General features: G+C 50.2%; 15 protein-coding genes and 1 tRNA gene. 1 reads left to right on the top strand and 15 read right to left on the bottom strand.

Going from position 1 to position 13,238, the window contains the following annotated elements; translation table 11 throughout:
- Positions 1 to 3: 3 nt before the first annotated feature.
- The 3 genes from NST83_RS07545 to NST83_RS07535 form a co-directional block, all read right to left on the bottom strand.
- Positions 4 to 252 carry a hypothetical protein gene (locus NST83_RS07545; protein ID WP_342417171.1) on the bottom strand — a complete coding sequence of 83 codons (249 nt, stop codon included), beginning with the start codon at positions 250 to 252 and terminating at the stop codon, positions 4 to 6.
- Between the two features lie 74 nt (positions 253 to 326).
- Positions 327 to 402 (bottom strand) — tRNA-Pro (locus NST83_RS07540).
- Between the two features lie 44 nt (positions 403 to 446).
- Positions 447 to 623, bottom strand: coding sequence for a sporulation protein Cse60 (locus NST83_RS07535; RefSeq protein WP_342417170.1), 177 nt, complete (start codon positions 621 to 623; stop codon positions 447 to 449).
- Between the two features lie 269 nt (positions 624 to 892).
- Here NST83_RS07535 and NST83_RS07530 point away from each other — a divergent pair, with 269 nt between their 5' ends.
- Positions 893 to 1,105: a KTSC domain-containing protein gene (locus NST83_RS07530; RefSeq protein ID WP_342417169.1), complete on the top strand. Its 213-nt coding sequence runs from the start codon at positions 893 to 895 to the stop codon at positions 1,103 to 1,105.
- Here the strand turns inward: NST83_RS07530 and NST83_RS07525 are convergent.
- The 12 genes from NST83_RS07525 to NST83_RS07470 form a co-directional block, all read right to left on the bottom strand.
- Positions 1,102 to 1,257 (bottom strand): BC1881 family protein, encoded by a 156-nt coding sequence (locus NST83_RS07525; RefSeq protein ID WP_342417168.1) that lies wholly within the window; start codon positions 1,255 to 1,257, stop codon positions 1,102 to 1,104. The two genes, NST83_RS07530 and NST83_RS07525, sit on opposite strands and share 4 nt — an antisense overlap.
- A 169-nt stretch (positions 1,258 to 1,426) precedes the next feature.
- Entirely contained in the window at positions 1,427 to 1,939 is a 513-nt protein-coding gene (locus tag NST83_RS07520) for a hypothetical protein (protein WP_342417167.1), read from the bottom strand.
- Positions 1,936 to 3,324, bottom strand: coding sequence for a DEAD/DEAH box helicase (locus tag NST83_RS07515; RefSeq protein ID WP_342417166.1), 1,389 nt, complete (start codon positions 3,322 to 3,324; stop codon positions 1,936 to 1,938). The genes NST83_RS07520 and NST83_RS07515 overlap by 4 nt, the downstream gene beginning before the upstream one ends.
- Complete coding sequence (locus NST83_RS07510) at positions 3,306 to 3,578, bottom strand: VRR-NUC domain-containing protein (protein WP_342417165.1); 273 nt, start codon at positions 3,576 to 3,578, stop codon at positions 3,306 to 3,308. The genes NST83_RS07515 and NST83_RS07510 overlap by 19 nt, the downstream gene beginning before the upstream one ends.
- Positions 3,579 to 3,867: 289 nt before the next feature.
- Positions 3,868 to 6,261 carry a virulence-associated E family protein gene (locus NST83_RS07505; protein WP_342417164.1) on the bottom strand — a complete coding sequence of 798 codons (2,394 nt, stop codon included), beginning with the start codon at positions 6,259 to 6,261 and terminating at the stop codon, positions 3,868 to 3,870.
- Between the two features lie 17 nt (positions 6,262 to 6,278).
- Positions 6,279 to 7,658, bottom strand: a complete 1,380-nt coding sequence (locus NST83_RS07500; RefSeq protein WP_342417163.1) for an AAA family ATPase — start codon at positions 7,656 to 7,658, stop codon at positions 6,279 to 6,281.
- An 11-nt stretch (positions 7,659 to 7,669) separates the two neighbouring features.
- A complete protein-coding gene (locus NST83_RS07495) occupies positions 7,670 to 9,631 on the bottom strand; it encodes a DNA polymerase (RefSeq protein WP_342417162.1) in 1,962 nt (653 codons plus the stop codon).
- Between the two features lie 52 nt (positions 9,632 to 9,683).
- Positions 9,684 to 10,574 carry a DUF2815 family protein gene (locus NST83_RS07490; protein ID WP_342417161.1) on the bottom strand — a complete coding sequence of 297 codons (891 nt, stop codon included), beginning with the start codon at positions 10,572 to 10,574 and terminating at the stop codon, positions 9,684 to 9,686.
- Between the two features lie 3 nt (positions 10,575 to 10,577).
- Positions 10,578 to 11,759, bottom strand: coding sequence for a DUF2800 domain-containing protein (locus tag NST83_RS07485; RefSeq protein ID WP_342417160.1), 1,182 nt, complete (start codon positions 11,757 to 11,759; stop codon positions 10,578 to 10,580).
- Positions 11,759 to 12,247, bottom strand: a complete 489-nt coding sequence (locus tag NST83_RS07480; RefSeq protein ID WP_342417159.1) for a hypothetical protein — start codon at positions 12,245 to 12,247, stop codon at positions 11,759 to 11,761. Before NST83_RS07480 ends, NST83_RS07485 begins: the two co-directional genes overlap by 1 nt.
- 92 nt (positions 12,248 to 12,339) lie before the next feature.
- The gene (locus tag NST83_RS07475; protein WP_342417158.1) at positions 12,340 to 12,714 is read right to left on the bottom strand and encodes a hypothetical protein; all 375 of its coding nucleotides are present in this window, start codon (positions 12,712 to 12,714) and stop codon (positions 12,340 to 12,342) included.
- Positions 12,711 to 13,235: a hypothetical protein gene (locus NST83_RS07470; protein ID WP_342417157.1), complete on the bottom strand. Its 525-nt coding sequence runs from the start codon at positions 13,233 to 13,235 to the stop codon at positions 12,711 to 12,713. Before NST83_RS07470 ends, NST83_RS07475 begins: the two co-directional genes overlap by 4 nt.
- Between the last annotated feature and the right edge of the window lie 3 nt (positions 13,236 to 13,238).

Here is a 13,238-nt window from a genome sequence, read left to right as displayed (position 1 = left end):
CCCCTATTTGAGTTGGTCAGCAAGCTGCTTAAGTACGTTTGGTACCGCAATGCTCTGTCCCTTGGCTTTGTTACCCTTGACGTAAGCTGTACCCTCATTGGCGTAATAGATTACTCCTTGTTCCTCGACGATCGGAAAGCCGCTTTCGTCATACTCCAGATTAGTTTCCACGTACTTGCCGTTTTGTGCAGCAATACGTTTTTCTGGATGCAAATGCAAGATGCCCTCTTTGTCCAAATATGCATAACTCAATACGTCACGTCCTTTTCATTATTTTTGTACATAGCAAAAAGAGCAGCACCTAGGCACCGCTCTCTGCAATGTAATACAGGTGGCAGGATTCGAACCTGCGGTCTCTGCCTTCCAAGGGCAGCGGGAACGACCAAGCTTCCCTACACCTGTGCAATAGAAAAAGCACCCCAAAGGATGCTGATGGTAATTTTAGTCTAATCTTCGTAAATCACTAACGCATTAAACAGCTCTCCAGAATCGGAATCGTTGGTACCAGATGTGCTAAACTTAACATCAATTAATGCTTTTCTAGGAATGTTACGGATAAATGCATTAAGTTGTTCTTCTAGTTTTTTTTCCGTGTACTGTGAGAAAGCTTTCGTCTTCACCATAGCAAACACCTCCTTTCGACACAATAATTCGACACATAGGAAGGAATTTCCTCTTTCAGTGTCGAAAGAACTAGGATGAAAGGAGGTGTTTAGTATGTCTACAACAGGAGAAAAACCAGGCAAGGGTACTTACACCTGTACCAATTGCAGAACTAGTGTAACTCTCGATGACCACACAGACACGCTTCCACCGTGTCCAAAATGTCACGAGACCGAGTATCGCCCTTAAAAACGCAATCAACTCTCACTCCCTGAAAGGATGTGTTTATGTGAACTGGGTACCTGTAACATCTTCGAATCTTGACGCTGTAGCCTATGATGAAAACACATCTACGCTCTACGTCAGATTCAACCACGGCGGCGAATATGCTTATGCCAATGTACCACAAAGCGAATACACTGGACTCCTATCCGCAGGCTCGCATGGGAAGTATTTCGACGCTCATATCAAAAAGGGCGGCTACAGCTACCGCAAGCTCTAGTCTTGATTGACTAAGATCACGGCTGGGCCAGTGAACAGCTTCTCTTGCTGGCCTACTGTGATTCTGATCTCCTGGTACGGCTCCACGGTAATCGTCTCTACACCCTCACGCTTGGACAGCTCTTTGCTCAGGTTCTTTGTGCTTTGGCTCATGATTATCCCTCCTTGATTCTTGTCTTCCCGTTTTCAGCGAAATTGAAACGTAAAAAGAGCCCTTCACAATGAAGGACTCCTTATAATTAGCTCGATTTATAATTTTTGCACACTACCATATTAGCATTTTCAAAATGACTCCGTAAATGGTCAATTAGTGACACACTATTTAACTGATCAATCTCATCCCATCCACCCCAAAAAGCAAGCTGGATAAGGCTTCGCAGGCTTTGTTAATGTCCCGATAGATTGATCTTTTATTGATTTTGTGACATTCACTAAGCTCTTCAACGTTTTTTTCATCGTCTGCAATGTATAAATCATAAATGATTTTGAATCGTCTCAGATCTTCCGGCTTCGATTTTTCAGACAGGATCTGATAGATTTCAAGCATCCGGTCAATGTACCTCACCATAGCTGCTGTACGCTCTTTATTTTTTATAATCGCTTCGATTGCCAGATCATCGGTGTCCAGATACTCGAAAGAGTCAGGGTCCTTTAACTCTTCAAGCTCTTGCACATTAGAACCACAATGGATTTTAAATTTGCGATAATTGCGAAGTAGCATCTTCGTGTTTCTCAGCCGTCGATCTCTTTTAAGTTTATTTTGCCGTTCCTGCTCCTTTTTATAAAATTCTAGTGCAGTCTCAGCAGCAATACGTGCAATCTCCTGTTTATTCATGAACCTTTCACCCTCTCAATTCTGGCTTTTAGCGCCTCCAGTAACTTGTCCTGTGTAGCCGCTTTACCCTCAAGCGCAGCCATGACGTCCTCGTCAGCTCCCCCCTGCACGACCAAATGATGCAGGATGACTTTCTGTTTCTGGCCCTGGCGATGCAGACGACCATTCGCTTGCTGATACAGCTCCAGACTCCAGTTCAATCCAAACCACACAACATGATTCCCCCCATCCTGCAGGTTAAGCCCATAAGCTGCGCTGGCTGGGTGCGCTAACAAAATATCTACCTTACCTGCATTCCAGTCCAGTTGATCCTGTGGCGTCTTCAGCTCCCGGACTCGCAGGCTGGTCTTGCTCAATGCCTTCAGAATCCGATTACGGTCATGCTGGAAGTTATAGAATACCAAAGCTGCTTTTCCGTTAAGCTGTTCGACCAACTCCATGAACGCTTCGATCTTGTTGTCATGAATCTCATGTACCTGACGGGCTTCGTCGTACAGGGCTCCATTGCAAAGCTGTAGCAGCTTACCTGATAGCACGGCTGCACTGGTTGCTGTAATCTCTGCCCCTTCGATCTCCAGCAGCAGCTCCTTTTCCATCTGCTTGTATTGCTTGGTCGCTTTGGCATCCAGCACTACGGGAATGACGTTGGTCACGCAATCAGGTAATTCCAGATAATCCTCAGCCTTCATGCTGATGCATAGATCGGCAATCTTACGCTGAATCACGTCATCGGCTCCAGGCTTGGCTGTGTATCCATGGCCGTTATAGTTCCTCTCGAAATACTTCGTACGGTATCCGGTAATGTTTTTTTCCAGCCGCTGCCCCCGATCCAGCAGAAACATCTGAGCCCAAAGATCAAGCAGTCCATTCGGTGCCGGTGTTCCTGTCAGTCCGACGATCCGTTTGATATGGGGTCTCACCCAAGATAGCACTTTGAACCGCTTGGCTTGATGATTCTTGAAGCTCGACAGTTCATCCAGCACCACCATGTCAAACGGCCAGGCATTCCGGTAATAATCCACCAGCCAAGCTGCATTGTCCCGGTTGATGACCCATATATCCCCGGGCGTGTTCAGCGCCCTAATTCGCTGCTGCGCTGTCCCAAGCACTGTGATAATCCGCAGATGCTTTAAGTGCTCCCACTTGGCTGCCTCGTTGCCCCATGTAGCTTCAGCTACTTTCTTCGGGGCGATGACTAACGTCCTACTGACAGTGAACCGGTTGTACTTTAGGTCATTAACGGCTGTCAGGGTTATTACTGTCTTCCCTAGCCCTAGATCCAGCAGAAGACCAAGGGCGTCATCCGTCAGAACTCTGTTTATGCAGTACCTCTGATAATCATGGGGCACAAAGCGCTTACGCTCTATCAAAGTTCCTGTAGCCATGCATCCACCTGCTCTCTGCTGTCGATCACTCGGACGTCATGCCCAAGCGCTTGTATCCGTCGGTGTTGAGCCAGTTGTAACTTCGTGGTTTTTTTCCCTGGAGCCTTCAGCTCCACAAACACTGTTCGATTTCCAGGTAGTAGCACCAATCTGTCAGGCACCCCTGAATTACCCGGTGACGTGAATTTATAGGCAATGCCTCCGAGGTCTTTAACCCTCTGGCGTAGATAAGCTTCAATTTTACTCTCAAGCACTTGACAGCACTCCTTGTGTGTGATATATGCGCGCACCTGTACGTGCGTAACTTTTTATAAATCAGGTGCGCCAGGCGTTATATATTTTCTATAATCTCTATAATCTATTTGTTTTTTATCTTTAACTAGATAACTGTCAACAGTGTCAACAAAGTATAATAAATGTATATATAGCAAAGGTTTTGGTTGTTGACAGTCATGTTGACAGTCATGTTGACACTTGAAAATCTGTCACGCATGCGTTGTTGACAGTTGGTTAGGTGTCAACAATTTAAGTGTCAACATGTCATCACACTTTTCGGCGGAATCCTCGCTGGGTCTCGTATGGGCCGAACCGCCCTCGATACTCTTCCCAACCAGCCATGCCTGATAGTATCCCGTTAATTTCTCTTGTGTCGGCTTGCTTCATAAACTTAATGTCCGATCGGAAGCACTCACACCAAACCTCTGCGGCACATATGCGGTCTCGGGGGCCTCCCTCGCCTTCATGGGGCTTCCCGAACTCGCCGGACCAGTAAATAAGTCTCGTTGGTATATCACGCTTCAGCCAATCCTCGGGCACAGGCCGATCTACAAAAGCCTGGATGAATCCTTCTTTAGCGTTGCTCTCTCTGTGCGCCTCCTGGTGCAGCTTTGCCATATCCTCAACATCGCCCGATAAATATAGCGGCTCTCCCAGTTGCCAGCGCACGAAGGCTTCAGCGTATATCTGATCTACTTCACCCTCCAGATCATGAAACACGCTCTTCACAGGTTTCAGCACGCCTACATCAATAGGCCAGAAGCGCCGATTTCCTGTCCGATCCCTAAGGAACTCGCTATCATTGGTGGTCCCGAAGAATACGCATCGACGCGGATAAGGCATTGTACGTTTACCGTAGGCTTCCCGGTAGATGTCCTCCGTTCGGCTAAGAAACTGCTTCACGGCGTTGCTCTCCGACTTACTCATACCCGTCAGCTCCCCAACTTCATTGAGCCAAATGCCCTGGATTAGCTCCATGGCGTCCTTGCCCTCGAAGGTGGTCAAGCTGTCGGAATACCAGTCCTTGCCCATTAGACGTAAAAAAGTGGATTTTCCAAGACCCTGCGGCCCGGCCAAAATTGGCATATAGTCCCATTTGATGCCTGGCACCATAGCTCTAGCTACGGCAGCCGTGAAGGATTTTCGCGAGACTGCCCGTGTATAGACGCTGTCTTCTGCGCCCAGATAGTCCGTAAAAAGCGTATCCAGCCGGGATACACCGTCCCAAGACAAGCCTTCCAAGTATCGCCTTACATCGTTGAATCTGCGCTTATGGCTGATCAAGGTCAGGGCGTTATTAATTTTGGCGTCTACCGCAATGCCATACACCTTTTCAACGTAGTGATAAATCCCCGCATCATCGGAACTGGCCCACGGGCGCCGCTCTTGTCTCGAATCCCAAGGGAGTGCCCCAAGCACCAACCCCCTATTAGCAAATTCATCAAAAGCAATCTTATCCTTCAGTGCTGGGTCATGTTCCAGTACGATCAGTACGTTATCGACGGTCTTCAGGTACACGCCGTTACTGTTGAACTCCAAGCGCTTCATCCAATCCACATCACCATCAGGCGCTAAAGGCGTTTCAGTGAAAGCAGCAGCCGCTTTCTGGTGCCGCTCCTGCATGAGCAATGAGCCCACAGCATCCTGACGCATAGCAAAATCCGTCATGGCCGTATAGCTTGGAAGCTTATTCGTCGGCGTTCCAGGCTTCGCTTCGTCGTCCTGATCGCCAAACTTGTGCAGCCGGACCAGGTCGAAGGCATTCACCAGCCGTCCACCTGTAGGGTCTGTAGCATGATGGCTATACAAGAATTGACCGTCATCATAAACGATGGCACCTCCTGTCGTGGAGCCACCTATATAGGTTAGTCGTCCGCTGCCGTCATCCACCGGAATATAAATCCCCGGTAAGAAGGCTTCAATGGCTGCCGGCACATCGTAGATCCGGCAAAATGCACCCACGATGCCAGGCTTATCGGTAGGGTCCCCCTGCTTGGCAGCCAGGCGGACATGGGTTTGATTCGTGCCAGGCACCTGCGGCCAGGAAGATACATTTCGCCAGTCTGCATACATACCCAGCGTGCCATCCGCTGACAGAAAGGGTTTGTCCCCGTAGGTGTTCACGTACTGGCTGTCAGAACTACAGCTTGGCCAGTACATAAGCCGGTTCGCTTGAAACGTGGTAGGGTCACAGAATGAAATGCCGATAATCTCAGCCAACTTCCGGGCAAGAGGCTCGTATTCATCAGCCGTGGCCGTCCGGTCCAGCGGAACCACGACCCGTAGCCGTGGCTTGGCCTCTTCATGCTTCCGTGTGGAGTAGACTGCATAGGCACAGCCTAGCGCTTCCACACGGCGCAAAATGTCCGATGTACCACCGGCAGGGATATTATCGAGATCAAGCGTCAGCACATCACGGCCCGTTACAGCATTTGCCTTCCGGCGACCGCCTGACAGATGACCCCCGACAAAGCCCCCAACATCTTTCAATTGATCCTGTTTAGACTTCGGCATCTGAAGGTACTCTGCCAGCGTCTCCGTCCCTCGAACCGCCGTCCGTAAGCGCTCTACCAGTTCAGACCAGTAAATCACCTGCGGCTGCCAGTTCGTGCTGTCTCGATTGCCGGCGCTTGATATCGTTAGTTGTCTGTCAAATTGCATGACGCTTGCCTCCTGATCTACTCTCCCACTTTGTTGGTATGGGTAATCGTCTTTAAATCCAATTCAAATAATCTCCATTGAGCATCTTTAATTATTCGTTGTAGTGCCTCTTGTTCGGCGTCCCGGAGCCCGTCCGCGGAGTGAATCAGGTCTCTCGCGGTCAGCGTAGCCAGATCCTTCCGTGAAGGGTTAGGAAGCTGCGAAACTCGCATAGCTTGCTTGCGGATAGATCGCTCTACGTGGTTCCGTACTGTACGAGCATTCCCAAAATTCGGCTTACTCTTCTCGACCCACATCGCGCTTGCCAAAGCATCCAAGTAATCAGCCCCGGCTTGATATTGCTGATCCAGTAACATCTGCTGCGCTATCCGGACAAGTTCAGGAACAGCATAATCAGGAAAATGAATCGTTGTAGGAAAGCGAGAGGCCAAACCAGGGTTGAAAGACAGAAACTCCTGCATGTTCTTTGGATAACCAGCTGCAATAACAACCACCTCATCACGCATATCCTCAATGTGTTGCACCATTGTAGCTATAACCTTTTCATCGGATCGGTGTTCTGACTTTCCGATGAAGGCGTACGCTTCGTCGATAAACAGCACGCCACCTTGAGCCGCCTTGAATTTTGAAGCTACCTTCTTTTCAGAAGCACCAACCAGCGAGTCCACAATAGTAGACTGATTAATCTCCACGAAAGGAATTTCATCAGATTGGCGCTTAAGCAAACCGATTTCTGCAAAGGCTTCGCCGATCAAACGAGCAGCTGTCGTCTTACCCGTTCCCGGATTCCCTGTGAAAATCATATGATTAGATTGAATTTGAGTTTTCAACCTGTGCTTTTTCCGTAGCGCGGCTATCCGCGAGAAGTGGACCATTTCATCTACTTGCTCCTTGATAGCCTGCATACCCGGCAAGCTAGTAAGTCGGTTCAGCGCGTCTCGCGCTTTTTGGTTTATTTCATAGTCCACGTCTATTCCCTCCATATTAGCCTCATTCACAAGATAGGCGTTTCTCCAGAAGCCCTTTGCGCCACTGTTTTCAAATTTACGCTGCGCCAGCAAGGCCCAATAGTTTTCAGTGCCATATTTCTGATGCTGTTGACGCTCACGGCCTATGTCCCGAACTAGCGCACGCAGTTCAGTTTCTGGATAGTACCAGCGCGGCCACCCCTCGGCAGTCTTGTGTCGGTTAATCTGCTTCCGGCCAATATCCACGTTATAGCGGTATTTGTACTGCCGTTTACCTTTGTGGTCTCCGATTCGGATGCTATGGCAGACACCGTAATCTAGCTTCAGATAAATGCTGCTGGTCGTCACACTGTCATAGCGCTGTATCGTGAAGCCCTCTTTCTTCAACAGCGTTATTAAGGTCGCAGCAACGAGCTGAGTCTCTTTCACAACGCCCACCTCTAATCCTTCATATAGAATTCTGTGGTGAACCCAGCTGCTTTCAAAGAAAGGCCCGGAGCCCACGACACAGGCTCAGCCATCAAAGCCAGTACGTTCTCCAGATCCTCCGTCCGGTCCGACTCGATCCCGATTTCGTCATGCACATGCAGCACAGTTTCATACCCGGCATACTCAACTTTCACCAAAGCCACCGCCAGGCAGTCCCGCGCTATGGCCTGGACAACGTTCTCCACCAGTTTCCCGCCATAGGTACTGATTAGCGTCCATTTACCTGTTTTCTGGTCCGGCCCCATGTAATGCAGGGCCTGCTTGCCGAAGTCGTTTTGAGCCAAGCGCGGCGCTACGTAGTAGAGCTTACGACCACTCGGTAGCTGGATCGTGAAAAAGTCCAAGCCGTTAGCGTGATGGCTCTCACGTGCGAAGATGACGCCGCGAACACCCACAGGCTGTCCGGTCTCCATGACCTCAATTGCCGCCCGTTCGAAACTGTACCAAAGGTCCACAATCCGGCGATTTGCATTACGCCAGCGAGTCACGATCTCCGGAAGTTCTGACTCTTTCAGGCCCATATCCAAAGCCCCCATGCTGATTAAGGCACCAGCTGCGCCTTGATACCCTAGCGCCAACTCGGACACCTTGCCCTTTTGCCTCAGATCACCGCTCACGTCTTCCAGCGGCACACCGAACATAGCCGATGCTGAAGCTTCATATATCTTGCCATGCGTGGCAAACACGTCTTGCCTCCACTGCTCGCCTGCCAGCCAGGCAATAACTCGGGCCTCAATTGCGCTAAAGTCCGCTACATGAAGCATTTTCCCGCTTGGAGCGATAAAAGCGGTTCGGATAAGCTGCGAGAGAGTATCCGGCACATTACCGTACATAAACTTGAGCATGTCCACCCGCTTCTCGCGGACAAGCTGCCTTGCAAACTTCAGTAGCTCCAGAGCCATTTTGTTCTTGGTCAGGTTATGCACCTGGACCAGTCGGCCTGCCCAGCGCCCTGTCCGATTCGCTCCGTAGAACTGAAGCAGCCCACGCACTCGGTTATCCTCACAGGCTACTGTCTGCATAGCCTGGTACTTCTTAACGCTTGTCTTACTGAGTTCCCGGCGAATCTGAAGCACACGCTTGGCCCTGCCTTCCTCTACTTCCTTTATCAAGCCCGAAACGGTGTCTTTGCGCAGGTCCTCGATTTCCTCCCCGATCTCTTCCGACAGCCATTTTTTGAGTTGCTGTACAGACTTCGGATTGTCTAGCCCACTGAGCTGTATGGCTTCTTGCATCAACGCCGCAGTAATCTGGCTATCTACAGCCAGGGCCCCCTCAACAAGCTCACGATCACAAGCGATACCGCGAACGTTGATGCGCTGGTCAAGCTGCCAAAGCTGCCACTCTTGATCCGGCACAGGGAATACGGATAGTCTACGAAGGATTTCCATTTCTGCTACAACATCACCCACGCAGTAATCTTTGAACAGTTGCCACTTCTCCGGCTCATGGTGCGGCAGCGTCCGGGTACGTCCTCCATTTGATTTAGACGGCTTCGTTGGGACACAGAACGTTCGAATCAAAGCACCACCTACACCCATTTTCTTCTTATCTTGGGGCAGCCCTAACGCCTCGCCCACTTTGCCAAGCCCAGCAGGGAAGCCACAATACAGGCCATGGATCTGAGTACAGCGCCATTGCTCGATTGGTGATTGCATTACGCTATTGATGCAGTACCATTCGAAAGCGGCGTTGTATGCGTGCTTGATGACCTGAGGATCATACAAGCCGTGAATAACTTCCATTGGCAACGATTCTCCTTGGGCCAGATCAACAATTTGGACGGGCACACCGTCCCATGAGTAGGCGAACAGAAGAATTTGAAAATCCGGGGATTGAACATACTTGTACAGCCCTGCTTTCTTAATGTTCACGCTGCTGTAGGTCTCGATATCTATAGATAGATGCCGCATAGCTTCTCCTTTCGGGTAAAGATAAGGGGCTCCGAAGAGCCCCTATGCTGGATCAAATCCCCCACACACTGCCACCAAGAGGCTTGCCTGTGATCGGGTCAATATTTTGCTGCGGCGGTTGCGCTGGAGGTTGTTGATAGCCTTGTTGCGGCTGCTGCCCATACTGAGGCTGCTGGGGTGCTTGTCCATACGGTTGCTGTGCTTGTCCATAACCTTGCTGCGGAGCTTGGGGTTGCTGGCCATAACCTTGTTGTGGTGGGGCAGCCTGTTCCCAGCCTTGAGGTGCAGGAGCAGGGGCAAATCCTACGCCCCCTCCATTGCCACCAAAGGCTTGTTCTGCGGAGATTCTGCCGCCCAGTGGATCACCGTCACGCAAAATCTGAACAGGCCCAAGACCTGCACCAATTCCCTTATTACCGCTATTGCTGTAGGCGAAGAAGTTGATGTTCACGCGGCCATAGACACCAGAATATACACGAGTTTGGTCAATGATCGGGCTCATGTCCGCAGCCACCACAGCCTGTTGTTGCTTACTACTGGCCGTAAGTACCCAATGACCACGGCATTCCGGGCCAAAGGCCTCGCCGTTAGGACGCGCTCCATCACCATCATGAATGGGTGTTCGCGGCTGCGCTGGTCGAGCACCGGCCCATACCCCGGCCACACCCTTCTGTGTAGCCGCTTCAATTGCTGCATTGATTCGTTGCATTGTGGCTACATCTGATTTTGGAATAAGAATAGTCGTGCTGTATTTAGGCTCCTGCCCCGGCTGGTTCGCACGCGGCGTAAACAAATTCACAAAGCTCAGTCTTACTTCACCTGTAGTTACTGCTGTTTCGGTTGTCATATAGTCATATCCCCTTTGATTAAATTGTTCAGAATAATCCTCGGGCTCCCATTTTGAGAGCAGATCGTCAAGCATATCCGCTAATAAATCACTCACGGATCAATCCTCCTTGCCGAACACGTCTTCGGGTTTCACTTGATTCGTGACCGCTGGGCGCTTGTCTGATTCGGTAGCCAGTGTCGGTGCGCCTGATCGTGTAATGACGTGTCCTGACTCGGCAAGCAGTTCCTTGTAAACCTTTTTCGTCAAAGCATTCTCCAATTGAGGTGGCGTCAGTGGTCGTCGCTCGTACAGGATAGCTTCATCAATGCCCTTCTCCTTCAGATAGGCAAATGCCGCATCAAGATCCGTATAGTCACGGCGGCCTCTGCCCTCTACGGCCTTCCAGCCAGGTACACTTCCGCCTTTTAGAGCTTCAGCCAGAGCCAGTTTCTTGAGTTCGGAATACCAGCTCACAATTCCCTCGGCTTTCCTGAGTACCTCCCCTGCTTCCTCCCAACTAATCAATGGCGGTTTCATCGGAGCTTTACTCCCAGCTTCGAGCAACTTCTCAACGCGCGCTCTGCAAGTTCCTTTTGCCCGGCAGAATCCGCAGTGATCACCTGGAGCATATTCACCCTCACCGCTAAAAGCTGCCTGCGCTATAGGCTTGATAGACTCTCCCCAGGCCAGCAGATCCGCTACAGGCAGTGACCACTCCGAAGGCTGATCCCACACTTTCGGCTGCACAATAGCAACGTGTACCTCTTGGATCGGGAACAGCAAGCTAAATGCTTTGAGCGCACCCAGCGCGTACAGTTTCATTTGTGGATTATCAAAAGCCGGAACGGGCACGCCCTGGCCGTTCTTGTAGTCGATGACATGCAGCTTTCCGCTGCCGATAATGATACAGTCCGAAGTTCCAAAGCTTTCAGGGACAAAGTCCGTCAGATCCACCTTCCGCTCGATGGCCACGAAGGGCGGGGAAGGGAATGCATGCACAATTGACTGGATGTACTCCACATAGGCATTCGTGTGCTCATCCATAATCGACTCATACAGCTCATGCTTCTGCATCTTCTTCAGTTCGGCGTTGTATTTCCGTGTTGGTAACCCACTGAACACCTTTTGTAGCTTCAGCTCCGCAATCTCATGAGCAAGCGTGCCAATTCTAGCGGCTGCACTTGTGGTATCGGGCAGTGTAGCCTCAAGCTTGGCGCTTGGTGTGCAGTGCAACCAACGGTGGGCCCCGCTGGCAGACAGCAGGGCATGAGCCCTCTGTGCATGTGCAATCTCTGTCATTAGACACGGCCCCCAAGGCTACGCAGGAATGTGGCAAACTCCCCGTAAAGGCTAGGGTTAAGCTGAGTAAGGCCTCCTGCCCCGTGTTGCTGAAGCCATCCGACCAGCTCAGGACCTTTTCCAGCGTCCATGACGGGCTGTGCAGCTACGCCTAGTTGATCCAAAGTATAAGCTGGCGTTGATGTAGGAACGGTACCCATAGGCACGGTTGGCGGTTGTTGTGTTGGTACTTGTCCGTATTGTGGCTGATGGCCATAATGCGGTTGCTGGTCGTAGGGCTGTTGCTGAGTAGGTGGTGCTGTTGGTACAGCAGTTGGAGCCGATTGCTGGAATGGCGTTGCAGGCTGAACCGTAGATACCGTTGTCTCAGCAGGGACAGCCGTATTCGGCAGGCCAGACATGGTGCCAGCTAGATCATGCACCAGATGTTTGATGTCGGAAGCATTAGCAGCTTGAAGTGTAATTTGAATCGGAATAAGATTTTGCATAATATAAGTCCTCCTAATGTGTATAAATGGTTTATTTTGTTGTAAAGGTAAGGAATGGCTTTATACTGATTTTTTTCAGCTATGCCATAACATCAATTCCATTTGGCTGGGATTGCTGTTATGGCATTAATTCCTTCAATTACTTTGCCGACTGCATTAAGTGCGTCCGCAATCCCCTGCTTGTATGCCGCAGTTGTAAGTGAATTTGTAGCAGCGTACCTGATCAGAGGATTTTCATACATGTAAAGCAGTTTTTCTTCAGGTGTCTTTTCAACTTCGTAACCGAACACTAAGGCACCAATAAGGTTTTCAATATTCATACCGTTAAGAGCGGCCCGATCAAGCCGAGACCAGCCTAATCCGTCTGTCCTCATATGAGCTTGTATAGCTTCAAATTGCTCTTGGTTAGAAATGATTGCAGCAAGTGCTTCGGCCTGTGATTTAGAGACAATCAATTTTCTACTCATCTGCTCCCCTGCTTCCCGAAAATTTGCGCTGCCCAATCGCCCTCACGCTCACGCAGTCTCTGAGCCCCAAGTCGGCCTATCTGCTCTCTTGTCCATAATGGCTCCGTTGCGGCCCGCTCCATATCCCAACCGCAGTATTTAACCCGATGAAAGAAAGTAGGATAAGGAATGTCATTTTTCTCTGCAAGTTGGACATATGTTTTGGGATATACTCGAATTTGTTCAGACGCATGTAACGCCTGTTGCCGTCTTTCTTCCGCTGTTGGTAATGGCTTAGTGGCTGCTTTCTCCATTGACCAGCCCCGGTTCACACGGGACATGAAAGTGTCGTAGCTAATCCCATTTCGTTCAGCTTCAGCTTTCCAGCTCTTCCGATCCGTAAGCTTTCTTGGTGGTGTGGTCATGGCCCGATCCTTCGGCCAACCCTGTTCCCGTACACGACGGTCCAGCATGGCAGGCTTTATTCCGATTTTTGCAGCTTCTTCATATTCGTCTGGTGTAATGTAGAACCAGTGTTCCATGTC

This window comes from Paenibacillus sp. FSL R10-2782 (genome assembly GCF_038592985.1).
Classification (GTDB): Bacteria; Bacillota; Bacilli; order Paenibacillales; family Paenibacillaceae; genus Paenibacillus; species Paenibacillus terrae_C.
This window is presented reverse-complemented; position numbering and strand designations above follow the sequence as displayed.

Coding starts and splice junctions, on each gene's coding strand:
- NST83_RS07535 (WP_342417170.1), bottom strand. CDS start 623: ATGGTGAAGACGAAAGCTTTCTCACAGTACACGGAAAAAAAACTAGAA.
- NST83_RS07525 (WP_342417168.1), bottom strand. CDS start 1,257: ATGAGCCAAAGCACAAAGAACCTGAGCAAAGAGCTGTCCAAGCGTGAG.
- NST83_RS07520 (WP_342417167.1), bottom strand. CDS start 1,939: ATGAATAAACAGGAGATTGCACGTATTGCTGCTGAGACTGCACTAGAA.
- NST83_RS07515 (WP_342417166.1), bottom strand. CDS start 3,324: ATGGCTACAGGAACTTTGATAGAGCGTAAGCGCTTTGTGCCCCATGAT.
- NST83_RS07505 (WP_342417164.1), bottom strand. CDS start 6,261: ATGCAATTTGACAGACAACTAACGATATCAAGCGCCGGCAATCGAGAC.
- NST83_RS07495 (WP_342417162.1), bottom strand. CDS start 9,631: ATGCGGCATCTATCTATAGATATCGAGACCTACAGCAGCGTGAACATT.
- NST83_RS07485 (WP_342417160.1), bottom strand. CDS start 11,759: ATGACAGAGATTGCACATGCACAGAGGGCTCATGCCCTGCTGTCTGCC.
- NST83_RS07480 (WP_342417159.1), bottom strand. CDS start 12,247: ATGCAAAATCTTATTCCGATTCAAATTACACTTCAAGCTGCTAATGCT.
- NST83_RS07475 (WP_342417158.1), bottom strand. CDS start 12,714: ATGAGTAGAAAATTGATTGTCTCTAAATCACAGGCCGAAGCACTTGCT.
- NST83_RS07470 (WP_342417157.1), bottom strand. CDS start 13,235: ATGGAACACTGGTTCTACATTACACCAGACGAATATGAAGAAGCTGCA.